General features: G+C 36.4%; 28 protein-coding genes, 1 riboswitch and 1 other annotated feature. Of the genes, 18 read left to right on the forward strand and 10 right to left on the reverse strand.

All coding sequences use genetic code 11. The annotated features are described in order from the left end of the window. Positions 1 to 12 precede the first annotated feature (12 nt). Positions 13 to 198 (reverse strand): YqzH family protein, encoded by a 186-nt coding sequence (locus tag JFU54_RS11100; RefSeq protein WP_002014960.1) that lies wholly within the window; start codon positions 196 to 198, stop codon positions 13 to 15. Between the two features lie 224 nt (positions 199 to 422). On the opposite strand from JFU54_RS11100, the gene argC reads away from it, so the two are divergent. The 7 genes from argC (at position 423) to JFU54_RS11135 (ending at position 6,564) form a co-directional block, all read left to right on the forward strand. Continuing rightward, positions 423 to 1,460: an N-acetyl-gamma-glutamyl-phosphate reductase gene (argC, locus tag JFU54_RS11105; RefSeq protein ID WP_113709273.1), complete on the forward strand. Its 1,038-nt coding sequence runs from the start codon at positions 423 to 425 to the stop codon at positions 1,458 to 1,460. A 10-nt stretch (positions 1,461 to 1,470) separates the two neighbouring features. Next, the gene (argJ, locus tag JFU54_RS11110) at positions 1,471 to 2,694 is read left to right on the forward strand and encodes a bifunctional glutamate N-acetyltransferase/amino-acid acetyltransferase ArgJ (protein ID WP_201064398.1); all 1,224 of its coding nucleotides are present in this window, start codon (positions 1,471 to 1,473) and stop codon (positions 2,692 to 2,694) included. Between the two features lie 11 nt (positions 2,695 to 2,705). Continuing rightward, on the forward strand, positions 2,706 to 3,473 hold the full coding sequence (gene argB / locus JFU54_RS11115; protein ID WP_002143074.1) for an acetylglutamate kinase: 768 nt from the start codon (positions 2,706 to 2,708) through the stop codon (positions 3,471 to 3,473). Further along, positions 3,470 to 4,630 carry an acetylornithine transaminase gene (locus tag JFU54_RS11120; protein WP_201064401.1) on the forward strand — a complete coding sequence of 387 codons (1,161 nt, stop codon included), beginning with the start codon at positions 3,470 to 3,472 and terminating at the stop codon, positions 4,628 to 4,630. The genes argB and JFU54_RS11120 overlap by 4 nt, the downstream gene beginning before the upstream one ends. 12 nt (positions 4,631 to 4,642) lie before the next feature. Further along, positions 4,643 to 5,593, forward strand: a complete 951-nt coding sequence (gene argF, locus JFU54_RS11125) for an ornithine carbamoyltransferase (RefSeq protein WP_002014968.1) — start codon at positions 4,643 to 4,645, stop codon at positions 5,591 to 5,593. Between the two features lie 148 nt (positions 5,594 to 5,741). Next, complete coding sequence (locus JFU54_RS11130) at positions 5,742 to 6,293, forward strand: DUF2062 domain-containing protein (RefSeq protein ID WP_201064404.1); 552 nt, start codon at positions 5,742 to 5,744, stop codon at positions 6,291 to 6,293. A gap of 58 nt (positions 6,294 to 6,351) precedes the next feature. Further along, positions 6,352 to 6,564 carry a hypothetical protein gene (locus tag JFU54_RS11135; RefSeq protein ID WP_002014972.1) on the forward strand — a complete coding sequence of 71 codons (213 nt, stop codon included), beginning with the start codon at positions 6,352 to 6,354 and terminating at the stop codon, positions 6,562 to 6,564. A 24-nt stretch (positions 6,565 to 6,588) separates the two neighbouring features. Here the strand turns inward: JFU54_RS11135 and JFU54_RS11140 are convergent, their stop codons facing one another. Then, on the reverse strand, positions 6,589 to 7,035 hold the full coding sequence (locus tag JFU54_RS11140) for a MarR family winged helix-turn-helix transcriptional regulator (RefSeq protein WP_002088507.1): 447 nt from the start codon (positions 7,033 to 7,035) through the stop codon (positions 6,589 to 6,591). 72 nt (positions 7,036 to 7,107) lie between these two features. Further along, positions 7,108 to 7,887 (reverse strand): GDSL-type esterase/lipase family protein, encoded by a 780-nt coding sequence (locus JFU54_RS11145; RefSeq protein WP_201064407.1) that lies wholly within the window; start codon positions 7,885 to 7,887, stop codon positions 7,108 to 7,110. A gap of 365 nt (positions 7,888 to 8,252) precedes the next feature. Between JFU54_RS11145 and cpdB the strand changes: the two genes are divergently transcribed. Then, positions 8,253 to 10,616 (forward strand): bifunctional 2',3'-cyclic-nucleotide 2'-phosphodiesterase/3'-nucleotidase, encoded by a 2,364-nt coding sequence (cpdB, locus tag JFU54_RS11150; RefSeq protein WP_201064410.1) that lies wholly within the window; start codon positions 8,253 to 8,255, stop codon positions 10,614 to 10,616. 53 nt (positions 10,617 to 10,669) lie between these two features. Here the strand turns inward: cpdB and nhaC are convergent, their stop codons facing one another. Continuing rightward, the gene (gene nhaC, locus JFU54_RS11155; RefSeq protein WP_201064413.1) at positions 10,670 to 12,043 is read right to left on the reverse strand and encodes a Na+/H+ antiporter NhaC; all 1,374 of its coding nucleotides are present in this window, start codon (positions 12,041 to 12,043) and stop codon (positions 10,670 to 10,672) included. Positions 12,044 to 12,320: 277 nt separating this feature from the next. Further along, positions 12,321 to 12,540: a binding site (T-box leader), on the reverse strand. Between the two features lie 142 nt (positions 12,541 to 12,682). Between nhaC and JFU54_RS11160 the strand changes: the two genes are divergently transcribed. The 8 genes from JFU54_RS11160 (at position 12,683) to JFU54_RS11195 (ending at position 19,460) form a co-directional block, all read left to right on the forward strand. Next, the gene (locus tag JFU54_RS11160) at positions 12,683 to 13,039 is read left to right on the forward strand and encodes a hypothetical protein (RefSeq protein WP_002165096.1); all 357 of its coding nucleotides are present in this window, start codon (positions 12,683 to 12,685) and stop codon (positions 13,037 to 13,039) included. A gap of 77 nt (positions 13,040 to 13,116) precedes the next feature. Continuing rightward, positions 13,117 to 14,550 carry an adenosylmethionine--8-amino-7-oxononanoate transaminase gene (gene bioA / locus JFU54_RS11165; RefSeq protein WP_201064416.1) on the forward strand — a complete coding sequence of 478 codons (1,434 nt, stop codon included), beginning with the start codon at positions 13,117 to 13,119 and terminating at the stop codon, positions 14,548 to 14,550. Next, positions 14,550 to 15,278, forward strand: coding sequence for a dethiobiotin synthase (gene bioD / locus JFU54_RS11170; protein WP_201064419.1), 729 nt, complete (start codon positions 14,550 to 14,552; stop codon positions 15,276 to 15,278). The genes bioA and bioD overlap by 1 nt, the downstream gene beginning before the upstream one ends. After that, positions 15,244 to 16,431 carry an 8-amino-7-oxononanoate synthase gene (bioF, locus tag JFU54_RS11175; protein WP_201064422.1) on the forward strand — a complete coding sequence of 396 codons (1,188 nt, stop codon included), beginning with the start codon at positions 15,244 to 15,246 and terminating at the stop codon, positions 16,429 to 16,431. Before bioD ends, bioF begins: the two co-directional genes overlap by 35 nt. Next, positions 16,428 to 17,168, forward strand: coding sequence for an alpha/beta fold hydrolase (locus JFU54_RS11180; protein ID WP_201064425.1), 741 nt, complete (start codon positions 16,428 to 16,430; stop codon positions 17,166 to 17,168). The genes bioF and JFU54_RS11180 overlap by 4 nt, the downstream gene beginning before the upstream one ends. Continuing rightward, the gene (gene bioC, locus JFU54_RS11185) at positions 17,134 to 17,943 is read left to right on the forward strand and encodes a malonyl-ACP O-methyltransferase BioC (protein WP_033734236.1); all 810 of its coding nucleotides are present in this window, start codon (positions 17,134 to 17,136) and stop codon (positions 17,941 to 17,943) included. Before JFU54_RS11180 ends, bioC begins: the two co-directional genes overlap by 35 nt. Before the next feature lies 1 nt (position 17,944). Further along, positions 17,945 to 18,943 (forward strand): biotin synthase, encoded by a 999-nt coding sequence (gene bioB / locus JFU54_RS11190; protein WP_002014986.1) that lies wholly within the window; start codon positions 17,945 to 17,947, stop codon positions 18,941 to 18,943. Positions 18,944 to 19,124: 181 nt separating this feature from the next. Then, positions 19,125 to 19,460: a hypothetical protein gene (locus JFU54_RS11195; protein ID WP_201064428.1), complete on the forward strand. Its 336-nt coding sequence runs from the start codon at positions 19,125 to 19,127 to the stop codon at positions 19,458 to 19,460. A gap of 8 nt (positions 19,461 to 19,468) precedes the next feature. Here JFU54_RS11195 and ribH read toward each other — a convergent pair whose 3' ends face one another. The 5 genes from ribH to JFU54_RS11220 all read right to left on the reverse strand — a co-directional run bounded on the left by ribH (position 19,469) and on the right by JFU54_RS11220 (position 23,743). Beyond that, positions 19,469 to 19,930 (reverse strand): 6,7-dimethyl-8-ribityllumazine synthase, encoded by a 462-nt coding sequence (gene ribH, locus JFU54_RS11200; RefSeq protein ID WP_000230892.1) that lies wholly within the window; start codon positions 19,928 to 19,930, stop codon positions 19,469 to 19,471. Positions 19,931 to 19,948: 18 nt separating this feature from the next. Further along, positions 19,949 to 21,142, reverse strand: coding sequence for a bifunctional 3,4-dihydroxy-2-butanone 4-phosphate synthase/GTP cyclohydrolase II (ribBA, locus tag JFU54_RS11205; RefSeq protein ID WP_002143056.1), 1,194 nt, complete (start codon positions 21,140 to 21,142; stop codon positions 19,949 to 19,951). A gap of 12 nt (positions 21,143 to 21,154) precedes the next feature. Next, positions 21,155 to 21,799, reverse strand: coding sequence for a riboflavin synthase (ribE, locus tag JFU54_RS11210; protein ID WP_016100654.1), 645 nt, complete (start codon positions 21,797 to 21,799; stop codon positions 21,155 to 21,157). Beyond that, a complete protein-coding gene (gene ribD / locus JFU54_RS11215) occupies positions 21,781 to 22,893 on the reverse strand; it encodes a bifunctional diaminohydroxyphosphoribosylaminopyrimidine deaminase/5-amino-6-(5-phosphoribosylamino)uracil reductase RibD (protein WP_002143054.1) in 1,113 nt (370 codons plus the stop codon). Before ribD ends, ribE begins: the two co-directional genes overlap by 19 nt. A 309-nt stretch (positions 22,894 to 23,202) precedes the next feature. Next, a riboswitch (FMN riboswitch) is annotated at positions 23,203 to 23,346 on the reverse strand. Between the two features lie 190 nt (positions 23,347 to 23,536). Further along, positions 23,537 to 23,743, reverse strand: a complete 207-nt coding sequence (locus JFU54_RS11220; protein ID WP_001151582.1) for a CDGSH iron-sulfur domain-containing protein — start codon at positions 23,741 to 23,743, stop codon at positions 23,537 to 23,539. 139 nt (positions 23,744 to 23,882) lie between these two features. Here JFU54_RS11220 and JFU54_RS11225 point away from each other — a divergent pair, with 139 nt between their 5' ends. Next, on the forward strand, positions 23,883 to 24,128 hold the full coding sequence (locus JFU54_RS11225) for a DUF2552 family protein (RefSeq protein WP_002014992.1): 246 nt from the start codon (positions 23,883 to 23,885) through the stop codon (positions 24,126 to 24,128). Between the two features lie 10 nt (positions 24,129 to 24,138). Here the strand turns inward: JFU54_RS11225 and JFU54_RS11230 are convergent, their stop codons facing one another. Further along, a complete protein-coding gene (locus tag JFU54_RS11230) occupies positions 24,139 to 25,062 on the reverse strand; it encodes an alpha/beta hydrolase (protein WP_002033868.1) in 924 nt (307 codons plus the stop codon). Between the two features lie 82 nt (positions 25,063 to 25,144). On the opposite strand from JFU54_RS11230, the gene JFU54_RS11235 reads away from it, so the two are divergent. Beyond that, positions 25,145 to 25,621 carry a GNAT family N-acetyltransferase gene (locus JFU54_RS11235; protein ID WP_201064430.1) on the forward strand — a complete coding sequence of 159 codons (477 nt, stop codon included), beginning with the start codon at positions 25,145 to 25,147 and terminating at the stop codon, positions 25,619 to 25,621. Positions 25,622 to 25,698: the final 77 nt, after the last annotated feature.

Consider the following 25,698-nt stretch of genomic DNA (forward strand, 5'->3'; position numbering starts at 1 on the left):
ATCTCCTATTTTTTATTTTCCAGTCACATAATCGTAAACGATATCCTCAACAGCCTCGTATACATCAATTTCAGTATTTGAATGAATTATCATTTGAATATGTTTAATTAGCATTTCCTGATCCTCTTTTGAAACAGGATTACATTGATATTGCCGAAAACTTTTTATAATCATTTTCTCAATTAATTTTTTATTCATGTTTTTCCCCGCCTGTATGTATACATGTATTGTTTTATTGTACTTGAAGTGAAATGAAAATACTACTATGCACTATTTTTGCATAAAAATCCACTTGTATATATTGCTTTTATAGAAAAATTAATGTTTTGAAGTTTTTAAAAATTATAAATATTTAATTGACTTTATAATTATGCAATATTATAATCAAACTTAATTTAAAGAATAGATATGAGGAGGAGCTTATGAAAGTCGCAATTATTGGAGCAACTGGATATGGAGGTATTGAGTTAATTCGGTTATTAGAGCAACATCCATATTTTTCGATAGCATCTCTCCATTCTTTTTCACAAGTCGGTGAATTTATAACAAATGTATACCCGCATTTTCGAAATGTTCTTGTCCATACGTTACAAGAAATTGATGCGGAGAAAATAGAGAAGGAAGCTGAAATTGTATTTTTAGCAACCCCAGCGGGAGTATCGGCAGAGTTAACACCAAAATTATTGGCAGTAGGTTTAAAAGTAATTGACCTATCTGGAGACTTTCGTATGATAGATCCCTCGTCATATGAATTGTGGTATAAAAGGCCAGCTGCACAGGAAGAATTTCTTAGGAAAGCAGTATATGGATTAAGTGAATGGAAAAGGCCTGAGATCCAAAATGCAAATTTAATTGCAAACCCAGGATGTTTTGCTACAGCTGTATTATTAGCGGTAGCGCCGTTAGTACGTAGCGGCATAATTGAAGAAGCTTCAATTATTATTGATGCGAAATCAGGAGTATCTGGAGCGGGCAAAACGCCAACAACAATGACTCACTTTCCTGAGTTATACGATAACTTACACATTTATAAAGTTAATCAACATCAGCACGTTCCTGAGATTGAGCAAATGCTTGCAGAGTGGAATCATGAAACGAAGCCAATCACGTTTAGTACACATTTAATACCGATATCACGAGGGATTATGATTACACTTTATGCGAAAGTGAAAGAGGAAATGAAAATAGAGCAACTTCAAAAGTTGTATGAAGAAACGTATGAATACTCAGCTTTCGTTCGAGTTCGCTCGCAAGGAGAATTTCCAAGTCCGAAAGAAGTAAGGGGCTCAAATTATTGTGATATTGGGATAGCTTACGATGAAAGAACAGAAAGAGTTACGGTCGTTTCTGTTATAGACAATATGATGAAAGGTGCGGCAGGGCAAGCAGTTCAAAATGCAAATTTATTAGCGGGACTAGAAGAGACAACGGGTTTACAGCATATGCCGCTTTATCCATAAGGGGGAAATTATGATTAAAGCATCGTCTATTACAAAATTAGTAAATGGTTCAATTGTTACACCAAAAGGCTTTTTGGCAATCGGTACTGCAAATGGTCTGAAAAAGGTGAAAAAGGACATGGGTGCAATCGTTTGTGAGGTGCCAGCATCATGTGCCGCTGTGTATACAACAAATCAAATACAAGCAGCGCCGTTGCAAGTAACGAAGGATAGCATAGCAGCAGAAGGGAAATTACAAGCAATTGTTGTAAATAGCGGCAATGCAAATGCTTGTACGGGGATGAAAGGATTGCAAGATGCTTATGAGATGCGAACATTAGGAGCGGAACACTTTGGAGTAAAAGAAAAGTACGTCGCAGTCGCTTCAACAGGTGTAATTGGAGTACCTTTACCGATGGATATCATTCGAAAGGGAATTGAATCTCTTGTGCCCACAAAGGAAGTGAGTGAAGCTTATTCTTTTTGTGAAGCAATTTTAACGACAGATCTTATAACGAAAGAAACTTGCTATGAGATGATAATTGATGGGGAAGCAGTGATCATTGCTGGGGTCGCAAAAGGATCAGGGATGATCAAACCGAATATGGCAACGATGCTTAGTTTTATTACAACAGACGCCAATATAGAGCATGAAGTATTGCAAACAGCATTATCACAAATTACGAATCATACGTTTAATCAAATTACGGTGGACGGAGATACTTCTACAAATGATATGGTCATCGCTATGGCAAGTGGATTATCAGAAACGAAAACGATGAATATGGAACATGAAGACTGGGAAACTTTCGTAGTTGCTTTACAAAAGGTATGTGAAGATTTAGCGAAAAAAATTGCACAAGATGGTGAAGGTGCTACGAAGTTAATAGAAGTAAACGTGTTAGGGGCTAGAACAAATGAAGAAGCAAAGAAAATTGCAAAACAAATAGTCGGTTCCAGTCTTGTGAAAACAGCGATATACGGTGAGGACCCAAATTGGGGACGAATTATTAGTAGTACTGGACAGAGTGAAGTAATTATTAACCCAAATACAATTGATATCACTCTTCAATCTATCGCCGTATTAAAAAATAGTGAGCCTCAAATGTTTTCTGAAGAGGAAATGACAAAGAAATTACAAGAACATGAAATAAAAATTGATGTGTGTTTACATTTAGGAGATGAAACGGGATCAGCTTGGGGCTGCGACTTAAGTTATGAATATGTGAAAATAAATGCTTGTTATCGTACATAAGGAGAGAGAATATGAGTGATTATATTGTAGTTAAATGTGGCGGTAGCATGTTGAATCGATTAAATAGTGTCTTTTTTGATTGTATAAAGAAATTGCAAAATAAGTATAAGGTTGTTATTGTCCATGGCGGTGGCCCAGAAATTGATGCCAAGTTAGAAGACTCTAATATCGAGATAGAAAAGAAAGATGGATTAAGAGTAACGCCGAAAGAGGTTATGGATGTTGTTCAAATGGTGCTATGCGGAAGTACGAATAAAAAATTCGTAATGAATTTACAAAAACATGATTTACTTGCGGTGGGGCTTTCAGGATGTGACGGTAATTTACTTCAAGTCCAACCTGTTGGCGAAGCGATAGGATATGTAGGAGAAGTAAGTTATGTAGAAACAGCCCTATTGAAAGGGTTGATAGATATGAATTATATTCCTGTCATTGCCCCGATTGGGATAAATGGTAATGAGGTTTATAACATAAATGCAGATACCGCTGCAGCTGGAATTGCAGCCGCACTATCCGCAAAAGAACTCATTTTTATAACGGACGTAGATGGAGTATTACACGAAGGAAGATTGGTAAAGAAAACGGATGAATATGAAATTCTTACTTTTATAGAACAAGGCGTCATTACAGGTGGAATGATTCCGAAAGTACAGGCGGCACTTACATCGTTAAAAATGGGAGTGAAAAAGGCTAGTATCGTAAATGGTACAAAGGATTTTACTGAGGTTACAGGAGAGTGTGTTGGAACTACGGTAACAAAAGGAGTGAGTATCGTATGACAAACCATCTTTTTCAAACGTATGGCAGGAGAACGATTGAGTTTGTAAAGGGGAATGGAACAACAGTCATTGATAAAAATGGTACGCAATACTTAGATTTTACGTCGGGGATTGGAGTATGTAACTTAGGACATTGTCATCCTACGGTTGTAAAGGCAGTAGAAAAGCAACTTAGAAATATATGGCATATATCTAACTTATTTACGAACTCCTTACAAGAAGAGGTCGCATCATTATTAACAGAAGATACAGCATTAGATCATGTGTTTTTTTGTAATAGCGGGGCGGAGGCAAATGAAGCGGCTTTAAAGCTAGCACGTAAGCATACTGGAAAATCTCTCGTAGTAACATGTGAGCAATCTTTCCACGGGAGAACATTTGGAACGATGAGTGCAACAGGGCAAGATAAAGTGAAAGAAGGATTCGGTCCATTACTTCCGTCTTTTTTACATATACCATTTAACGACATACGAGCATTAGAGGAAGTAATGAATGAAGAAGTTGCGGCGGTAATGGTAGAAGTTATTCAAGGAGAAGGAGGAGTAATATTAGCTGATCCATCCTTTTTGAAGGAAATTGAAAAACTATGTAATCAGTACAATGCTCTTTTTATTATAGATGAAGTACAAACTGGAATAGGCAGAACAGGAACACTATTCGCTTATGAGCAAATGGGAATAGTTCCTGATATCGTTACCATCGCAAAGGCGCTTGGGAATGGTATTCCAGTTGGAGCGATGATTGGCCGAAAAGAACTAGGCTCTTCTTTTACTGCCGGGTCACACGGTTCAACTTTCGGTGGGAATTATATTGCTATGACTGCAGCGAAAGAAGTATTGCAATTCATTAAGGAACAATCGTTTTTTAAAGAGGTACAGGAAAAGGGCGAGTACGTATTAAAGAAATTGCAAGAAGAATTACGACACGTTGAATGTGTTCAAAATACTCGTGGTAAGGGACTTATGATTGGAATCGAATGTAAGCATGAGGTTGCAAATGTCATAGAACAACTAGAAAAAGCAGGACTTCTCGTATTACAAGCAGGGCCTAATGTTATAAGACTATTACCACCACTTATTGTAACGAATGAAGAGCTAGAACAGGCAATATATATGATAAAAAGAGTGGTTTGTACAAAAAATGCATCAATAATATAAGGGGGAAATTTCATGTCAACTGTACAAGTACCGAAATTAAATACGAAAGATCTTTTAACGTTAGAAGAATTGACGCAAGAAGAAATCATTTCTTTAATTGAGTTCGCTATATATTTAAAAAAGAACAAGCAGGAGCCTTTATTACAAGGGAAAATATTAGGTCTCATTTTTGATAAACATTCAACCCGTACTCGCGTTTCTTTTGAAGCAGGAATGGTACAGCTCGGAGGACATGGAATGTTTTTAAGTGGAAAAGAGATGCAAATTGGCAGAGGAGAAACGGTGTCAGATACTGCGAAAGTACTATCTCATTATATTGATGGAATTATGATACGCACATTTTCGCATGCGGATGTAGAGGAGCTTGCAAAAGAGTCCAGTATCCCAGTTATTAACGGTTTAACTGATGATCATCATCCTTGCCAAGCATTGGCAGATTTAATGACGATATATGAAGAAGTTCATACGTTTAAAGGAGTTAAATTAGCTTATGTAGGTGATGGGAATAATGTATGCCATTCACTATTGCTAGCGAGTGCAAAAGTCGGAATGAATATGACTGTGGCAACGCCTGTGGGGTATGAGCCGAATGAAGAAATTGTTAAAAAAGCATTAGCGATTGCTGATGAAACAGGGGCTGAAATTGAAATTTTACATAATCCTGAATTAGCGGTAAGTGGAGCAGATTTTATTTATACTGACGTTTGGATGAGTATGGGCCAAGAAGGAGAAGCAGAAAAATATACTTTATTCCAGCCTTTCCAAGTAAATAAAGAGCTTGTTATACATGCAAAGCAAACATATCGTTTCCTGCACTGCCTGCCTGCTCATCGTGAAGAAGAAGTAACTGGAGAGATTATAGATGGGCCACAGTCTATCGTTTTTGAGCAAGCTGGTAACAGGTTGCACGCGCAAAAAGCTTTATTAGTGAGTTTATTTAAAAATATAGAAGAGCCTTCCTAAAAGGGAGGTTTTTTTATATTGAAATGTCGGATGTATATTTAGTTAATTATCTCTATATCATTTATAATAAAAAGAGAAAACTACATTTGTTTTTCATATCATGTAAGGACATACTAGATAAAAAAATATAGTTAAAGAGATGATGAATTTGAAAACAACTAAGAAAACATATTCGTTTTTTCAGCGGATGTGGAGAATATTAAAGTTTCAATATTTTAAGTTGCTTCGATCGCCAGAAGGAGCAAAGAAAGTGTCGCTAGGTTTTGCTATTGGATTTGGTTTAGAAATGTTGGTGATTTATACGGCATCTCTCGTATATTTAATATTTTATCCAATTGTAAGGTTAGCAAAGGGATCTTTTCCAGCCGCAGTCATTGGTAATATTATTGGGAAAATATCGTTTCTCCCAGTATTTTTATTTCCGTTTGCTTATGCGCTAGGAAAAATGATTTACCCATTTCATGTACAGAAAATACATCATGAACCATTTACGATATCAGATTTGTTTTCGAGCCATATTTTTACGATGTTAAAGAGCTTATTACAGAGTGAAGTGTATGTATTAATTGGTATGACGATAATAGGAATTGTGTTTGGGGTAATTTCATATTTCGTTGTGCATTATTTATATGAAAAGAATCGTAAGTTACGTTTGAAGAAAAGAAAGAAACAAGTGAGAGGACCACTTGTTCAAATATAAAGAATGTCACATTCATTTTCTCCTTTGAATATGTTTAAGAAAAAGGGGGAGAGAATGAATGTATTATTACTATGTACCTCAAGCATATCCATATACAAATTATTATCCTGTAACTGGAGTGAGACAGCAATTCGGAGTATATCCGCAGCAACAAATACAACAAATACAGCAAATGCAACAGCCTGAGCAGCAACTTGTTCAAGAACGAAAACCGTATTTAATGACATGGCCGTATTCAAATGTATACTATGGTAATTATTACGAATCATAAAGCTGCTTCTATTTAGAAGCAGCTTTATGCGTTTGTTTTCAAAATTAAATTTTGAATGGTTTTAAGAGAATAAATGAGCTTTTCACGCTCTTCCTCAGATAATGTTTGAAAATTTTCTTTTAGTTTGCCTAAAATGAATTGCTGATACTGACTTACTAACATTTTCCCTTCAGTTGTTAGGGAAATTAAAATGACCCTTCGATCTTTTTCGCTATAATGACGCTCTATTAGCTCTTCTTGAATAAGTTTGTTTAATAGAGGGGTCATGTTAGGCCGTGAAATCGCTAGCCGCTTGCCAATTTCTGAAACTGCTAATGTACCATTTTCATGCAAAAGCAGTAACACTTGCGTATGCGATGGCGGCATATGTCTTTGAGAAGAAAACTCTCCAGGAAGCATAAATTTGCGATAAAAAAGAGGCACTAGCGAAAGAAGATGATCAACAATACGTTCCCACTCGCGTGATTCCATATAACGGCCCCCTTCCACTATCATTGTAACAAAAAAGACAAGGTATAAAAATAGAATTGTTTTATGGTAGCCTTAATATTTGTAGGATAACACTTGCTTTGTAAATGTATTGGCAATAATCGCATAGCCGTTATCATTTGGGTGTACTTGGTCAAATAGTAACTCTTTTTTATCATTCGATATTAATTTGCGAATTGGTAAAACGATCGACGGTTGATGTGCTTTTGAAATAGAATAAATAGAATCATTCCAACCGTCTAAAAACATATCTGCATAACTTGCGATGGAGTCCTCTAGTTGTAAAGGGTTATAGAGTTCAGAGAGAATGAGTAAAGCATTCGGATTTTGATCTCGAACGGTCTTTACAATATTTTTTACATCCGTTTCAAAACGGGCTTTTTCTTTATTTAACATTTTAATACCATCTATAACACCTACATCACGATTTAAGCGGAATAAATTATTTCCTCCAATACTAATAGTAATGATATTTGCTTCCCTAATTTTTTGATGAACTTCTTCTGACTGGACTTTCTTAACGAGACGATCTGTAGTGAGACCATTTACACCGAGGTTTTCTACCGTAATTGGTTTATGAATTTGTCCTTCTAATTGTCTAGAAGCTAATTCGGCAAATCCCCCTTGTGTAGATCCATATCCATTTGCAAGTGAATCACCTAATACGAGGTGATAAAAAGAGTCATTCGTTTGCTTATAAATCCAACTCGGAGCAGATGTTTTTTCTGCTTTTCCTTCAGTTTCTTTTTGTTCTATCTCATCGTTCTTTTCAAAATTAGAACAAGAAATGATTAGAAGGAGGAGACAAACAATTGTTAAGATGACTTTTTTCATAAATTCATCCTCCTTGTAATTGGTAATTGTATCATATTCAGCAGTATAAGCAATGTAAGGGCATATTATATATTTATGAAAAATTCACAATAACTTTACAGAAAATTTGTAGAAGTATGTCAAAAAATATTGACGATACGAAAGAGTTTTATATATGATAATGTCAGATAAGGTGAAATGCTGCTTAGTGGGAGCTTTATCTCCCGTTAATTGTTAGTCTTCATCAATCGAGCGTTTAAGGGGACTACTCGTTAGCGCAGGATGAAATGAAAATCGTGTCTCTAATAGAAGAAAAAAGTATGTGGTTAGAGAATGATAGAGACTCACTTCATTATTTTGGGGTAATTGTATAAGGGGGATTTTTTGTGAAAAAGTCAAAAAAAATGCTAGCTGGAGCAACACTTGCTATTGGCGTTATAGCACCGCAAGTGTTGCCGACAACAGCTCATGCAGAGGAAAAAGCTGGGGAGAGTACAGTTAAGTTACGAATTCTAGAAACATCAGATATTCACGTTAACTTAATGAATTACGATTATTATCAAACGAAAACAGATAATAAAGTAGGTCTCGTGCAAACTGCAACGCTTGTTAATAAAGCGCGTGGAGAGGTAAAGAACTCGGTTCTATTTGATGATGGGGATGCATTACAAGGAACGCCGCTTGGGGATTATGTGGCGAATAAAATAAAGGATCTGGAGAAGCCTGTGGATCCTAGTTATACCCATCCATTATATCGTGTAATGAATTTAATGAAGTATGACGTCATCTCTCTTGGGAATCATGAATTTAACTACGGTTTAGATTATTTAAAGTCAGTGATTAAAAAAACTAAGTTCCCTGTTATTAACTCAAATGTTTATAAAGATGATCATGATGGTATTGAAGAGAATGATGAGCATTACTTTGATGAACCATATCATATTTTAGAGAAAGAAGTAGTGGATGAAGCAGGCCAAAAACAAACAGTGAAAATTGGTGTAATGGGATTTGTTCCGCCTCAAGTTATGAACTGGGATAAAGCGAATTTAGCAGGAGAAGTAAAAGTGAAAGATATTGTTCAAACAGCGGAAAAGTTAGTTCCAGAAATGAAAGCAAAAGGTGCGGATGTTATCGTTGCACTAGCTCATTCAGGTGTTGATAAGAGTGGGCGTATCGCTGGAATGGAAAACGCATCATTTTATTTAACAGAAGTTGAAAATGTAGATGCAGTATTAATGGGACATTCACATACTGAAATGAAGGATATATTTAATGGAGTTCCAGTTGTAATGCCTGGTGTGTTTGGAAGTAATTTAGGTATTATTGATATGCAATTGAAAAAGGTAAACGGAAAATGGGAAGTGCAAAAAGAGCAATCGAAGCCACAACTTCGTCCGATTGTTAATAATGAAGGTAATGTAGGACCTGATCAAACATTAGTTAATGAGATTAAAGATGAGCATGAAAAGACAATCGAATATGTAAATACACCTGTAGGTAAAACGACAGCACCAATTAATAGTTATTTTTCACTAGTACAAGATGATCCTTCTGTACAACTTGTGACGAATGCGCAAAAATGGTACGTAGAAGAAGAACTTAAAAAACCAGAGTACGAAAAGTTTAAAGGTATTCCGGTTTTATCTGCAGGAGCACCATTTAAAGCAGGTGGCCGAAACGGTGCTACATATTATACGGATATTCCAGCAGGGACGTTAGCAATTAAAAACGTAGCGGATTTATATGTATATCCAAATACATTATATGCTGTAAAAGTAAGTGGGGCACAAGTGAAAGAATGGCTTGAAATGTCTGCAGGTCAGTTTAATCAGATTGATCCAAAGAAAACAGAAGAGCAGCCATTAGTAAATATCGGATATCCTACATATAACTTTGATATTTTGGATGGTTTAAAATACGAAATTGATGTGACGCAACCGGCGAAATATGATAAAGATGGAAAAGTTGTAAATGCAAATACGAATCGTATTGTAAATATGACGTATGAAGGTAAGCCTGTAGCCGACACTCAAGAATTCATCGTTGCTACAAATAACTATCGTGGAAGTAGCCAAACATTCCCTGGTGTAAGTAAAGGGGAGGTTGTATACCAATCGCAAGATGAAACACGTCAAATCATTGTGAAGTATATGCAAGAAACACCAGTTATTGATCCAGCAGCTGATCAAAATTGGACATTTAAACCAATTGTTGCAGATAAATTAAATACAACATTTGACTCTTCACCAAATGCACAAAAGCATATAAAGAAAGATGGAAAAATATCATATGTTGGACCATCTGAAAATGAATTTGCTAAATATGCAATTGATATAACGAAGAAGAATGATGATAAGGAAACTGGTGGAGAGAATCCAACGACACCGCCAACAGGTGAAGGCAATAATGGAGAGAATCCAACGACACCACCAACAGGTGAAGGCAATAATGGAGAGAATCCAACGGCACCGCCAACAGGTGAAGGTAATAACGGAGGAAATCCAACGACACCACCAACGGATGAAGGTAATACTGTTAATGAACCAAAACAAGATGGAAACAACGCGGGATCTGGACAAACTACAACAGATAATCAAAATGAAAAAGAAACAACGAAAGTAAGTGAAGGTAAAGAAGAACGTGATTTACCGAAAACAGGTACAAGTGTTGCTTCTACAATTGGAGCAGGTCTGGCGTTTGTTGGAGCGGGATTACTTATGTTATTTAGAAGAAAGAAAGCGAATAGATAGTACAGTATTGTAAAAAGGATTACCGTAATCGGTAATCCTTTTTTTCGTATATATTATGAAACTGGTACTGTTTTTTCTTTCTTCCATGAAAGACCAAGTCCAGTGAAACCAACAATAATTGTTAAGACCGGGCAAGCTAAACAGAAGATTGCGAATGGAACGTAATCAAATGTCGGAACGCCAAGGACGTTCGATAAGAATACGCCACTTACTCCCCATGGTACGAGCGGGTTAATAACTGTACCTGCATCTTCTAATACTCGTGATAAATTACGACGTTCTAAACCGACTTCATCGTATTTGTTAGCGAATGCTTGTCCTGTTAAAACGATTGATAAGTATTGTTCGCCAAGTAAGAAGTTTACACCAATTGCAGTTGAAGCAGTAGAAATAATTAAGCGTGTACTATTTTTTACGAAGCTAGAGATGATATTCATCAGCTGCGTGATAATGCCCATTCCTTGTAGTAATCCTCCCATACAAAGAGCTAGGAAAATAAGAGCAATCGACATCATCATACTTTGTAGACCACCGCGAGATAGTAAGCTATCAATGTCTTTAATACCAGTTTTAGAAACGTAGCCGTCTTGCATAATTTTCATTAAATCAGCTAAAGAAGTGCTAGGTTTAAAAATAAAGAGAATAATAATTCCTACCACAATTCCTGCAAGCAATGTTGGAACTGCTGGAACTTTTTTAAATGCGAATAGGAACAGTAATAAAATTGGAATAAGTGTAACGATAGAAATCGTTGTGTTTTTTTCTAACGTGCTAATAAAGTTAGTGAAGTCAACGTCTCCACTAATACCGCTTCCTAAAATGAAAAATGCGATAAAAGCAATAATGAAAGCAGGAACTGTTGTCCAAAGCATGTTGCGAATATGCTCAAATAAATCTACACCCGTTACAGCAGGAGCTAAGTTTGTTGTATCAGATAAAGGAGACATTTTATCTCCAAAGAATGCACCAGAAATAATTGCACCAGCGATCAGAGCTGGATCGTATCCGAGAGCACTACCCATTCCCATAAAGGCAAGCCCTACTGTTGCTGCAGTTGTAAAGGCACTACCGATACTTGTTCCAACAATTGCACAAACAACAAAAACAGTTGGGACGAAAATTTTAGGAGATACAAGCTGGAAGCCGTATACCATTAAAGTTGGAATTGTTCCAGCAGCGATCCAAACACTAATTAATACGCCCACAAGTAAGAAAATAAAAATAGATGGAATACCAGCTGAAATACTACTGATCATCCCTTTTTCCATAGTAGACCAAGATATTTTTTTCATAAATCCAAATGCTAATAAAAGAACGATACCAAATAAAATTGGGATGTGTGGTGAAACTTCTAATTTGATAACACTAAAGCCAATACAGAAAAAAATAAAAATTGTTAAAAGAACAGATTCAATTTTTGAAACCATTGTTTTTCCCTCCTAAGTAATTTAAAATAGCTCTTTTTTATATAAAATTCGCCAATATTGTATATTTCCTTCTAAAATTTAGAATTTTGTGACAAATTACCGGTAATTGTCAACATCTCAATATGATACGGAAATGATTGGATAAAAAAACGCCCCTGCATATAATTATGCAGGGACGAAGAAATCGCGGTACCACCCTAGCTTGTGAAAGGAATGTATCACAAAATAAAGGGTCATATGATATGCGCTCATAAAATAAAAACGCCCCTGCAATATATGCAGGGACGAAAAATTCGCGGTACCACCCTAAATTGTGAAACAGTTTCATTTCACCACTCTTTAGACATAACGGTCTAAACCGTCTTTCACTACTCCTCACGTTTCGTAAAAGAAGCTCCAGGGGGTAATTCATAAATCGCTCTGTACTGGTTCGCACCGACCACCAGCTCTCTGAAATCAGAAAACGAAATACTACTAAATCCTATCAACGCCGATTCATATGATGTTAGTTAAATTTTTATCATATATTCATCATACATGTCAATAAAAACATTCGATATTTTTTTAGGGAAATAAAGGAGAAATGTTTTTTATACTGTGAAAATGTGCGTTATAATGAATTTGAAAGGGGAGGAAAGAGTGAAGAAAAAAATAATTCTTTTTACCACCTTACTAGTCGTTGGCGGAAGTGCTGGAATTTACACAGCTTTTGCAGCTGAAGCAGAGCAGTCGAAACAAAAGCAAATACAGCAGTCAGAAGTGAAGAAAGTGAAAGAAACTGAAGAGAAGAAATCGATGGAAAAAGCAGCTACTAAACTAGGAGTTTCTACTGAGGGGAAAACAAAAGAAGAGGTTACAAAAGAAGTAGATACCGCTAGATTTGAGCAGCGCCATGATTTGTTAATTGAGCATGCTAAGCAACTTGGAATTGATACAGAAGGAAAAAAAGATGAAGAGATTATTTTAGAAATTGGAAAGATACAACATGGAAAGTAGAACAACTTATCGTATGATAAGTTGTTCTTTTTTGAGAACTGTTTGATTTAAAAATAATTGACAGTCATTTGTTTTTAATGTTAACTATATTTATAAAAGAGTTAACATTAGGGGTGACAATTGTGGCTATTAATAGTAACACGAGTGAAAAATCGTCTTATACATATGAAGAATTATCGAAGAAGAATAAAGATTACGTATGGCACCCATTTACACAAATGAAAGATTATTTAGAAGAAGATCCTGTCATTATTGAACGTGGAGAGGGAAGAAAGCTATACGATGTAAATGGAAATGAATATTGGGACGGTGTTTCATCTATTTGGTTAAATGTTCATGGGCATCAAGTACCAGAACTAGATGAGGCAATTCGTGAGCAATTAAATAAAATTGCTCATTCTACTATGCTAGGACTTGCTAACGTGCCATCTATTTTATTAGCAGAAAAAATAATTGAAGTTGTACCAGAAGGTTTGAAGAAAGTATTCTATTCAGACTCTGGTTCTAGCGCCGTTGAAATTGCAATTAAGATGGCCTTTCAATATTGGCAGCATAAAGGAAAACCGAAAAAACAAAGATTTGTTACATTAAAAGAAGCATATCACGGTGATACGATAGGTGCTGTTTCAGTAGGAGCAATAGACTTGTTTCACCAAGTGTATAGTTCACTATTATTTGAGGCAATTAAAATGCCGTATCCATATACATATCGTTCTCCTTATGGAGATAATAAGGAACAAATTGTAAAGAAACATTTAGAAGAAATGGAAGAAATGCTACAAGAAAAACATGAAGAAGTAGCAGCTATTATTGTGGAGCCATTAATGCAAGGTGCTGGTGGGATGATTACAATGCCAAAAGGATACTTAAAAGGGCTTCGCGATTTATGTACAAAATACAATGTATTATTTATTACAGACGAGGTAGCGACTGGATTTGGGCGTACCGGGAAAATGTTTGCATGTGAACACGAGGATGTGACGCCAGACATTTTAACAGCCGGAAAAGGTTTAACAGGTGGTTATTTACCGGTGGCAATTACGGTAACGACAGATGAAATTTATAATGCCTTTTTAGGAGGCTATGAAGAACAAAAAACGTTTTTCCATGGTCATAGTTATACAGGGAATCCGTTAGGGTGTGCCGTAGCAATTGCAAATTTAGAACTATATGAAAAAACTAATTTAATAGAAGATGTTGCGCATAAAGCAGAATATGTAGCGGCACAATTAGAAGCTCTTAATGAATATAAGCACGTAGGAGATATTCGTCAGTGTGGGCTAATGGTTGGTATTGAACTTGTGAAGAATAAGGAAATGAAAGAATCGTTTGAATGGACAGAAAGAGTCGGCGTTCAAGTATGTAAACGTTCAAGAGAGCTGGGCATGATTTTGCGACCACTCGGTAATACGATTGTATTTATGCCTCCTCTTGCATCTACGGTGGCTGAGATTGATGAGATGTTACGCATTTTATATAAAGCAATCTCGGATGTTACGGAGGGAGAGTAATGAGTGGTTTCTTTATAACAGCAACGGATACAGAAGTTGGCAAAACGGTAGTGACAGGAGCATTGGCAGGTATATTTCGAGAGCGTGGACATAATGTTGGTGTATATAAACCGTTGCAAAGTGGACATGTTGCATCAAATCCTGAGGGTGATGCAGCAAGATTAAAAGCATTATCGGGTGTACCGACAAAAGAAGATAAAATTTGTCCTTATTCCATTGAAGAACCACTTGCTCCGAGACTTGCTATGAAAAGAGCTGGAAGGACGGTAATGTTAAAAGAAATTACTGCTCACTATAATGAACTACTAAAAGAGTTTAATAGCCTATTGGTAGAAGGAGCTGGTGGGCTTGCCGTCCCATATACAGAAGACGCTTTAGTGATTGATTTTGCAAAAGAATTAGAGCTCCCTCTTATTGTAGTAGCGCGTCCGACACTAGGGACAGTTAATCATACTGTCTTAACAATTTCTTATGCAAAGGCACACGGTTTAACAGTAGCGGGTGTAATTTTGTCTGGTTGTAAAGAATGTGAAAAAGAAAGAGTGCAAGAAAATAAAATAATGATTGAGGAGTTAAGTGGCGTGCCGGTTTTAGGGTTATTACCATTCCTTGAAGGAGAGTTTACAAAGGAAGAATTATTAGGGGCGGCAAAAGAGCATATTATGATTTCAAAATTAGAGGAGCTCATCCAAAATGAATCAAATGTGGCGCACGCATCTTCAATCTAAAGTAGAACAATTAAAGGGGCAAGGGCAGTATCGTAATTTACATGTAACAGAGAAAGCGGAAGAGACATGGCTTATTCGAAATAAGAAAAAGATGCTAAATTTAGCATCGAATAATTATTTAGGATTAGCTGGAGATGAAAGGTTGAAAGAAGCTGCTATTGCCTGCACGAGAAAATATGGAACTGGAGCGACAGCATCTCGTCTCGTTGTAGGAAATTATCCACTGTATGAAGAGGTTGAGAGAAGTATATGTGATTGGAAAGGTACTGAAAGAGCATTAATCGTAAATAGCGGGTATACAGCAAATGTAGGTGCTATATCTGCTTTAGCCTGTCGTCACGATATGGTTTTTAGTGATAAATTAAATCACGCAAGTATTGTTGATGGAATTATATTAAGCGGAGCAGAGCATAAAAGATATCGTCATAATGATTTGGATCATTTAGAAAAGATGTTGCAAATAGCGTCACCAGAAAAGAGAAAATTAATCGTAACAGATACGGTTTTTAGTATGGATGGAGATATTGCATATTTGAGAGGCTTAGTTCAGCTGAAAGAGAAATACGGGGCGATCATTATAGTTGATGAAGCACATGCAAGTGGAATATATGGAATCGGTGGAGCAGGATTATCTCATGTAGAAAAAGATGTTGCTCAAAAAATTGATATACATATGGGGACGTTTAGTAAGGCTTTAGGGTGTTATGGTGCGTATTTAACGGGTGATTCCATTTATATAGAGTATTTACAAAATATGATGAGAAGCTTGATTTTTACTACAGCTTTACCAACAGGAACATTAGGGGCGATCCGAAAAGCAATTGAAATTGTGAAAGAAGATAACGAAAGAAGAGAGCGACTTATAGAGAATGGTGCATATTTCAGGACGCATTTACAAGAAGCTGGTTTTGATATTGGGAATAGCTCAACTCATATTGTACCGATTGTAGTTGGGTCAAATGAAAATACTTTACGGTTTAGTGAAAGGTTACAAGAGGTAGGTATCGCAGCCATTGCAATTCGTCCGCCGACTGTTCCAGTTGGTAGTTCTCGAGTCCGTTTTGCAGTTACGTCACAACATACAATAGCCGATTTAAAATGGGCTATTCAGCATATTATACGCATTGGCAAAGAAGAGGGGTTTTTAGTATGAAAGAGCTAAAGCTTATTTTTATTCCAGGATGGGGAATGGAAGAAGGTGTTTGGACTTTGGTTCTGCCGTATTTTAAAGGATATTCTGTTCAATGTATAGATTGGCGTAACGTGAAAGAACAAAGTGAATTTGCGGGGCGAATAATAGATGTAGCGCAGGATGAAAATGTAATTTTAGTTGGATGGTCACTAGGAGCGTTAGCGGCAGTACAAGCTTATAAAAAGATTAAGACCCAAGGTATGGTACTAATTGGTGGTACCGCTAAATTTACCAATACAAGTGACTATACAAGTGGATGGAATTCCTTGCATGTAGAACGTATGAAAAAGAATTTAACGAGAAAAAAAGAAGATACTTTGAAGCGTTTCTATGAAAATATGTTTACAAAAAGTGAGCTGAGGGAGAATACGAGTTTTGAAGAGATTGCGGAGAAGTTTAAAGGAGACTCGATTCAGTCTTTACAATTAGGCTTAGATTATTTAATAGAAACAGATATGAGAAATGAAGTAATAGATATGAAAGCCCCGCTGTTACTCCTTCATGGAGAGCAGGATGTAATATGTCCATTGTCTGCAGCCCATAGTATGGCGAATAATACGAATGCTAATCTAAAAGTAGTAAGCGGTGCTGGGCATGCATTATGTGTAACGAATTTTGAATATTGCGCAAATGAAATTATTCAATTTGTAGAGGTGATACGACATGATCAACAAAACGTTACTGCAAAAACGGTTTAACGGGGCGGCTGTATCCTACGATCAATATGCAAATGTACAAAAAAAGATGGCGCATTCGTTACTTTCTACATTGAAGGAACGATATAGTGAAACATCATCGATACGTATTTTAGAACTTGGATGCGGGACAGGATATGTAACAGAGCAATTATCAAATTTATTTCCGAAAGCTCATATTACAGCTGTGGATTTTGCTGATGAGATGATTGCAGTCGCGAAAACTAGAAAAAGTTTGGAAAATGTGATGTTTCGATGTGAAGATATTGAACAATTAAAATTAGAAAATCCATATGATGTCATCATTTCAAATGCTACATTTCAATGGCTTAATGATTTAAAAGAGACAGTGAAAAATTTATTTAACTATTTGTCTGAAGAAGGAATATTATTATTTTCCACGTTTGGTAATACGACTTTTCAAGAATTGCATACGTCTTTTCAGCGTGCTAAGAAAGAAAAGGGGATACACAATTGTACTTCAATAGGACAACGATTCGTTTCGAAAGAACAGTTAGTGAATATATGCAAAAATCCATTAGGAAATGTACATGTTTCTGAAACGTGTTACATAGAAAGCTTTACAGAAGTTAGGGAGTTTCTACATTCTATTCGAAAAGTAGGGGCAACCAATAGTAATGAAGAGTCTTACTGTCAAAGCCCTTCACTCTTTCGTACGATGCTTCGTATATACGAAAGAGACTTCACGGGAAAAGAAGGGATAATGGCAACATATCATGCTTTATTTACGTATATAACAAAAGAGGGGAAGAGATGAAATGAAACAAGTACAAACAAAAAGGGATTGGAAAAAACTTGCATACGACGTAGTAGAAGAGAAAATGATTACGAAAGAAGATGCAATTGCAATATTAGAAGCTGATGATACAGAGGTTTTAGAAATTATGAATGCAGCTTACATCATTCGCCATCATCATTTTGGTAAGAAAGTAAAGTTGAACATGATTATAAATACGAAATCTGGATTATGTCCTGAAGATTGCGGGTATTGTTCACAGTCTATTATTTCAGAAGCACCGATTGATAAGTATGCATGGTTAACACAAGAGAAAATTGTTGAAGGAGCGCACGAAGCAATTCGTCGTAAAGCAGGTACATATTGTATTGTTGCATCTGGTCGTCGTCCGACGAATAAAGAAGTAAATCACGTTATTGGAGCAGTTAAGGAAATTCGTGAAACGACAGATTTAAAAATTTGCTGTTGTTTAGGATTTTTAAATGAAGATCAAGCAGGTCAGTTAGCAGAAGCTGGTGTGCATCGTTATAATCACAATTTAAATACGCATGCCAACAATTATGATAGCATTTGTTCAACGCATACGTATGACGATCGTGTTGATACAGTCCAAAAAGCGAAGCAAGCCGGTATTTCTCCATGCTCTGGAGCAATTTTCGGAATGGGAGAAACGATTGAACAGCGCGCTGAAATTGCATTTGAATTACAACGTTTAGATGCGGATTCTATTCCATGTAATTTCCTTGTTGCTGTAAAGGGTACTCCGCTTGAAGGACAAAAAGAATTAACACCTGTAGAATGTTTAAAAGTGCTGGCGATGATGCGTTTTGTAAATCCAACAAAAGAAATTCGTATTTCAGGTGGTCGAGAACTTAATTTACGTTCTGTACAGCCACTTGGTTTATTTGCAGCAAACTCTATCTTTGTCGGGGACTATTTAACAACAGCTGGACAAGAGCCGACTGCGGACTGGGGTATGATTGAAGATTTAGGGTTTGAGATTGAAGAATGTGCGCTATAAGATAGATGAAAAGCAAACTCTTTAAAGGGGTTGCTTTTTTTTGTAAATAAAATGTAATAAAAGTCCATTAACGCTTGATAGTAGTCACTTTTGGACGAGAAAAATAATTTTGTGGACGAATTTTCCAAGCCCTAATTGTACATAGTAAAAATGTAATTTATATCGGGTTGGAGGATTTTACATGTACAAATACATATTAACTATTATGACCTGTCTGATTTTAATAAAAGCGATAAGTGCTGATCCAGTTAAGGCGGCTGAAAATCCTGAACAAAAAGAAATGCAACAAAGAATTGAACAGCATTTTCGAACGAAAGCTGAACATTTTGGGCTTGAAACAGAAGGAAAAGATTTAAAAGAAGTGAGGAAGGAAATTTCTATTATAGAAGAAGCGGAAAAGAGAGAAAATGTGTGGAGAACAGCACAAGCTCTTCGTATAAAAACAGAAGGAAAAACGATGGATGAATTAATAGAAGATGTACGAAAAAAGGTGAGAAAATTAAAAAAGAGGCCGTAGCCTCTTTTTTAAGCCCATTGTTTTGATAAATGAGCCATTTCGATCGCAGCAACTGCCGATTCATATCCTTTATTACCAGCTTTTGTACCTGCACGTTCAATCGCTTGTTCAATTGTTTCTGTCGTTAATACACCGAAAATAACTGGAATGTCCGTTTGTAGTGATAAAGACGCAACACCTTTTGCTACTTCATTACAAACGTAATCGTAATGTGTTGTAGCACCGCGAATTACTGTACCTAATGTAATAACAGCATCATATTTTCCGCTATTGGCCATCTTTTTAGCGATTAAAGGAATTTCAAATGCACCAGGAACCCATGCAACATCAATATCATTCTCTTCTACACCGTGACGCTTTAATCCATCTAAAGCTCCGCCAAGTAACTTACTTGTAATAAACTCATTAAAACGTCCAACAACAACCCCAACTTTTAATCCTGTACCAACTAAATGACCTTCGAATACCATAATGTATCTCTCCCTTAATTATAAGTTTAGTAAATGTCCTAATTTGCTTACTTTCGTTTGTAAATACGTTTTATTTTCTTCTTTTGTTGGCATTTGTAACGGTACACGCTCGGTTACTTCTAAATCGTAACCTTGTAAGCCAGCAATTTTTCGTGGATTATTCGTTAATAATCGTAAACTTTGTAAGCCTAAATCTTTTAAAATTTGAGCGCCAATACCGTAATCACGAAGATCAGCTGGGAACCCAAGTTTTTCATTTGCTTCTACAGTATCTAACCCTTCTTCTTGTAACTTATAAGCGCGAAGCTTATTCAGAAGGCCAATGCCTCGTCCTTCTTGTCTCATATAGAGAAGAACACCTTTTCCTTCACGCTCAATTTGAGCAAGTGCAGCATGTAGCTGTGGTCCGCAATCACAGCGGCACGAACCAAATACATCTCCTGTTAAGCATTCTGAATGAACGCGTACAAGTACAGGTTCGCCTGTTGAAATATCACCTTTTACGAGCGCGATATGTTCTTTCATATCTAATGAGTTAGAATAGCCAATTGCATGGAAAGTACCGAAATCTGTAGGTAATGTAATTTCCACTTCTCTCGTCACAAGTGTTTCGTGATGGCGGCGATAAGCAATTAAATCTTCTATTGTAATCATTTTTATATCAAATTGTTTTGCGCACTCTAGTAAATCAGGTACACGTGCCATCGTACCGTCCTCATTTATAATTTCGCAAATGACTCCAGCTGGTTCTGCCCCGCAAAGTTTGGCTAAATCGACAGCGGCTTCTGTATGACCAGCACGGCGCAGGACACCGCCTTCTTTCGCAATTAATGGAAAGATATGTCCAGGGCGATTGAAATCAGAGCCTTTTGATACAGGGTTTAACAATTCTTGTATCGTAGTTGCACGTTCATGAGCACTAATCCCTGTTGTTGTAGAAACATGATCAATGCTCACTGTAAACGCAGTGTGATGTGAATCTGTATTATGAGATACCATTGGTTCTAACTGTAGACGTTCTGCGTACTCCTCCGTAATCGGTACACAAACGAGACCACGACCGTGTGTAATCATAAAATTAATCGTTTCTGGTGTAATGTACTCTGCTAAAGCAATAAAATCGCCTTCATTTTCTCGGTTTTCATCATCACATACGATAACGACTTTTCCTTGTTTTAAATCTTCTAGAGCTTCTTCAATACGATGAAACATTGTGCTTCCCCCTTATAGAAATCCGTTTTCTTGTAAAAAGTTTTCGGTCATTGACCCTGTTCTTTTTACTGGCTTTGAAATAAAGCGTTCAATATATTTTCCAATCATGTCACACTCAATGTTTACGATGTCCCCGGCTTTTTTTTCTCCGATTATAGACTCGCTTACTGTGTGAGGGATGAGTGAAATTGTAATTGAAGATTCGTCTATATCAAATATTGTTAAGCTAGTGCCATCAACAGCAACGGATCCTTTATGCAAACAATAGCGTAGTAATTCATCAGAAATTGCTATTTTGTAATAGATGGCATTGTAATGTTGTTTTTTAGTTAAAATCGTACCGATGCCATCGATATGTCCGGTGACGAAATGTCCACCGAATCGTCCGTTTGCAGCCATCGCCCGTTCTAAATTCACTTTGGCACTTGGCTTTAGCATACGAAGTGATGTTGCTTTCATTGTTTCAGGCATTGCGTCGACAGTGAATGAAGTAGTCGTAAAAGTAGTTACTGTTAAGCAAATGCCGTTAACTGCGATACTATCACCTAATTTGACATCCGATAAAATTTGCTTTGCGCTAATAGTTAGCTTCATTGCTTCACCACTTTGAGTCATGCTTGATATCGTTCCTAACTCTTCTACGATTCCTGTAAACATTCCGTCACCTCGCTTTTTAAGGTTGCAACAATTTTTATATCATTACCGATTTGTTTCATCTCTTGAATTGTTAAGGAAAGTGCATCTTGTAACTTCGAAAAACCAGCTCCGCCAAATAAGGTGGGTGCATCTTTTCCACCAATTAATTTCGGGCTTATATAGGTCACGATTTCATTAAAACTATTTGTTTTTAAGAAGTTTGCATGCACCGTTTGACCACCTTCAACGAACAGAGAAAGAATTTGTTTCTCACCGAGCAGGGATAGGACATCTTGTATTTCAATTTGCTGTGTTTTCATTTGGAATACAGCTATATTGTTAGATTCATAAGACGCTATTTTCTCTTTGTTTACATCCTTACCGACAATAATCCATGTCTGAGTTAAGCCATCTGTTATGACATGAGAAGATGGCGGCGTTCGTAAGTGGGTATCTAAAATAACGCGTATAGGATGTTTACCTCCGTTTGGAATTCGTGTTGTTAAGTGTGGATTATCAGTTATAACTGTATTCACACCGATTAGGATAGCATCATGTATATGACGATATTGGTGAACGTCAGCGCGTGCTTCTTCGCCTGTAATCCACTTACTTTCACCGGTTATAGTTGCTGTTTTCCCATCTAAGCTCATTGCTGTTTTTATTGTTACAAAGGGACGTTTCGTTTTCATATAGTGAAAAAAGTATCGATTTAATAAAGTGGCTTCCGCCTCAAGAACACCAGTAGTTACCTCGATTCCAACTTCTTCTAATCTCCTTTTTCCATTTCCGGAAACGAGTGGATTGCAATCAAGAGTAGCAATTACAACACGCTGAACTCCTTTTTCAATGAGTAATTCACAGCAAGGGGGTGTTTTTCCAAAATGGCTACACGGTTCAAGTGTTACATAAACGGTAGCGTCTTTTGCTCTTTCACCAGCCATGTGAAGAGCATGAACTTCAGCATGTTCTTCACCAGCACGCATGTGGGCACCCATTCCAACAATTTTTCCATCTTTAACAACAACGGCACCAACCATAGGGTTTGGGCTTGTTTGTCCCGATGTTCCTTGTGCTAACTGCAAGGCAATCCTCATATATTCTTGATCTGTCATTCTTTTCACCTCTCCTGAAAAAATCAAAAAACCCCAAGGATTTTATATCCTTGGGGTTTGGGAGACGTGATTTCTAGAAATATAGTTCGAATACGAAAGTATAGGAAAGAAACCTAACGATGACTGATATTTTGGCATAAGGAAAAAACCTAGCAAAATATCAAATTCTTTCAACGCTAGTCGTATCTTTTTATTTCAGTATAGAAACATAACTATACAAAATAAAACATATATAAAGATTCAAAATGAAACTTTAAAAATATGCATACTGAAATAAAAGTGTATTCGCTATATAAAATTACTAGAAAACATATCCTTCTCCCATCCAGACTATACTGTCGGCCCTAGAGTTTCACTAGATCCACCGTTTTCGCGTTGAAAACGGGTCACGGACTTAGAAGCTATCGCTTCATCACCGCCGGTTGGGAATTTCACCCGACCCCGAAGGATGTTGTTTGCTCACATTATAGCACAAAAAAGAAAAAAGCATAGTAAAAAATGTTCGAATGTGAAGAATTGTTTGAAAATATATGCCGATTTGAATGGGGACGAAAGTAATAGAAATGTGGAAAGGGGAAGGGCTGTATAGGATTTGATCAAAAGAAAAAACATACACAAATAAATGTGCATGTTCTTTAAATATTTATTCTGCCTCTGGTGCTCTAACAACAGACTCGAATTTGCCTTTATGCGAAGCATCGCAATAAGGCATGTTTTTTGATAAACCACAACGACATAAAGAAAATGCTGGTTTTGCTGGGAATACATTCCCTTGTGAGTCAACTAATTCCACGTCCCCTGTAACGCGAAAAGAGCCATTATCATTCACTTTAATTTGTACTTTTGCCAACGTTATCCCTCCTTTCCAAACGCTTACTCTCATCATATAATTAGGGAGAGTACTTGACAATATAAAAAGAGCACTTTGTTTGAGAGAGAAGAGAGTGTTATAATAGTTTTTATAACTGACTAGAGTAAGGTGACGAAAGATGGATAAAAAATTACACACACTACAAAATATTGCAAATGAGCGCACATGGGCATCATTTTTGAATGATAATCATCCATATAGTTTACTTCATTGGTCAATCGCAGGTGTAGGACAAGAACCGAAAGATGTTTGGTTACTTCAAGATGAGGTAACTTTTCAAACGACGGAATTCCCAACGCTAGACGAGGCAGTAAAGTGGATTTCTGAAAATATGGAACAAGTTACAGACGTTTTAGCGCAGTAAAAAAACAGGCTTATGCAAGCCTGTTTTTTGTTTCTTTTACATATGTGTTTAAAAATTGATCGATGGCATCTTCGTACTCTTCTTTATTTTCATTATAAGAGCAAGCGTGTGCACCATGTTCTGCAATATAAAGCTGTTTATTATTTTCTTTCGCTTCATAAAGTGATTTCGTCATATCAGATAAAATATAGTCATCATCTTTACTATGAATAAAGAGAACCGGATTGTTAATATTTTTTATACAATCAATTGGTGAAACTTCACGAATTGTATAGCCATCACGAACTTTTAAAAAGGCATTTGCTAAAGGTAATAAAGGCCATTTTGGCAAATGAAACTCAACTTTCAAACGATGTTGTAACTGTCCATAAAAATCAGAGAAAGGACAATCAGCAATATAAAAATCAGCACCATCTTCTACAAATCCTGCATATTGAAGAAGAGTTGCAGCGCCCATAGATTCACCATGAATTCCGAGTGTAATATTCGTTCCGAAACGATCCTTTAGCCAGTCAACTACTGACTTTAAATCATGTTTTTCATAATAGCCATAACTTGTTGTTTTACCACCGGTTTTACCATGACGGCGATGATCATAAATAAATACGTTATATCCTCTATTTAAAAATAAGTTTGCATATTTAACGGAATTCATTTTATTTACAGTCACACCGTGGCAAAAAATCATAAATTTATTGGAATGACCAGCTGGCATGTAATATCCGTGAAGTTCGTATCCGAATTGAGAAGGGATGTGAACCTCTTCTTTTTGAATAGCCTTAAAATCGTCCAAATGAAAATGCTTTTTCGTTTCGCGTTCTAAAACTTCTTCCTCTGTTTTTTTCTTCAAGTACATAACTTTATTTGTAAAGAAAATCCCAATCGCAGTTAGTGCACCTAGTATAGTAAACAATGCTGTAAAAAAACGTTTCATACTTTACCTCATCCTCCAAATACCTCTACATGTGATACACTAACATTGTATCACAATGATGTGAAAAGGGGAGAAATCGTGTATGGTTCATATACAAAAAATCACACCAGAAATGAAAGAAGTAATTCAGGATTTTATGTGTGAAAACTGGGGAAGCTCAATGATGGTCTCGCGAGGCAGAGTACATCAATTAGAAGAATTACCTGGTTTTATTGCACTTAGAAATAACAGAATAGTGGGAATTGCAACATATAAAGTGATAGAAAACATGTGTGAAATTGTATCGTTAAATAGTTTTGAGGAAGGGAAGGGGATTGGTACAAAACTGGTGGATTGTGTATTGCGAGTGGCAAAAGAGAATGAATGTAAAAAATTGTGGCTTATTACGACGAATGATAATATGAACGCACTTCGTTTTTATCAAAAACGTAACTTCATGATGACGAACTTGTATATTGATGCGATAAAGGAAGCACGAAAAATAAAGAAAGAAATTCCGTTTATTGGTTATGATAATATCGCGATTTCACATGAAATTCAGCTGGAGTATATTTTCTGAGTAGAGTGGAAATTGTGTAACAATTTTCAGAAATATAAAACAATAACCTTGACGAATGTTATATTTTGGTTTAATTT

The organism is Bacillus sp. TH19 (assembly GCF_016651075.1).
Classification (GTDB): Bacteria; Bacillota; Bacilli; order Bacillales; family Bacillaceae_G; genus Bacillus_A; species Bacillus_A mycoides.

Coding starts and splice junctions, on each gene's coding strand:
- JFU54_RS11100 (WP_002014960.1), bottom strand. CDS start 198: ATGAATAAAAAATTAATTGAGAAAATGATTATAAAAAGTTTTCGGCAA.
- argC (WP_113709273.1), top strand. CDS start 423: ATGAAAGTCGCAATTATTGGAGCAACTGGATATGGAGGTATTGAGTTA.
- argJ (WP_201064398.1), top strand. CDS start 1,471: ATGATTAAAGCATCGTCTATTACAAAATTAGTAAATGGTTCAATTGTT.
- argB (WP_002143074.1), top strand. CDS start 2,706: ATGAGTGATTATATTGTAGTTAAATGTGGCGGTAGCATGTTGAATCGA.
- JFU54_RS11120 (WP_201064401.1), top strand. CDS start 3,470: ATGACAAACCATCTTTTTCAAACGTATGGCAGGAGAACGATTGAGTTT.
- argF (WP_002014968.1), top strand. CDS start 4,643: ATGTCAACTGTACAAGTACCGAAATTAAATACGAAAGATCTTTTAACG.
- JFU54_RS11135 (WP_002014972.1), top strand. CDS start 6,352: ATGTATTATTACTATGTACCTCAAGCATATCCATATACAAATTATTAT.
- JFU54_RS11140 (WP_002088507.1), bottom strand. CDS start 7,035: ATGGAATCACGCGAGTGGGAACGTATTGTTGATCATCTTCTTTCGCTA.
- JFU54_RS11145 (WP_201064407.1), bottom strand. CDS start 7,887: ATGAAAAAAGTCATCTTAACAATTGTTTGTCTCCTCCTTCTAATCATT.
- nhaC (WP_201064413.1), bottom strand. CDS start 12,043: ATGGTTTCAAAAATTGAATCTGTTCTTTTAACAATTTTTATTTTTTTC.
- bioA (WP_201064416.1), top strand. CDS start 13,117: ATGTTAACTATATTTATAAAAGAGTTAACATTAGGGGTGACAATTGTG.
- bioD (WP_201064419.1), top strand. CDS start 14,550: ATGAGTGGTTTCTTTATAACAGCAACGGATACAGAAGTTGGCAAAACG.
- bioF (WP_201064422.1), top strand. CDS start 15,244: ATGAATCAAATGTGGCGCACGCATCTTCAATCTAAAGTAGAACAATTA.
- JFU54_RS11180 (WP_201064425.1), top strand. CDS start 16,428: ATGAAAGAGCTAAAGCTTATTTTTATTCCAGGATGGGGAATGGAAGAA.
- bioC (WP_033734236.1), top strand. CDS start 17,134: ATGATCAACAAAACGTTACTGCAAAAACGGTTTAACGGGGCGGCTGTA.
- bioB (WP_002014986.1), top strand. CDS start 17,945: ATGAAACAAGTACAAACAAAAAGGGATTGGAAAAAACTTGCATACGAC.
- JFU54_RS11195 (WP_201064428.1), top strand. CDS start 19,125: ATGTACAAATACATATTAACTATTATGACCTGTCTGATTTTAATAAAA.
- ribH (WP_000230892.1), bottom strand. CDS start 19,930: ATGGTATTCGAAGGTCATTTAGTTGGTACAGGATTAAAAGTTGGGGTT.
- ribBA (WP_002143056.1), bottom strand. CDS start 21,142: ATGTTTCATCGTATTGAAGAAGCTCTAGAAGATTTAAAACAAGGAAAA.
- ribE (WP_016100654.1), bottom strand. CDS start 21,799: ATGTTTACAGGAATCGTAGAAGAGTTAGGAACGATATCAAGCATGACT.
- ribD (WP_002143054.1), bottom strand. CDS start 22,893: ATGACAGATCAAGAATATATGAGGATTGCCTTGCAGTTAGCACAAGGA.
- JFU54_RS11225 (WP_002014992.1), top strand. CDS start 23,883: ATGGATAAAAAATTACACACACTACAAAATATTGCAAATGAGCGCACA.
- JFU54_RS11230 (WP_002033868.1), bottom strand. CDS start 25,062: ATGAAACGTTTTTTTACAGCATTGTTTACTATACTAGGTGCACTAACT.
- JFU54_RS11235 (WP_201064430.1), top strand. CDS start 25,145: ATGGTTCATATACAAAAAATCACACCAGAAATGAAAGAAGTAATTCAG.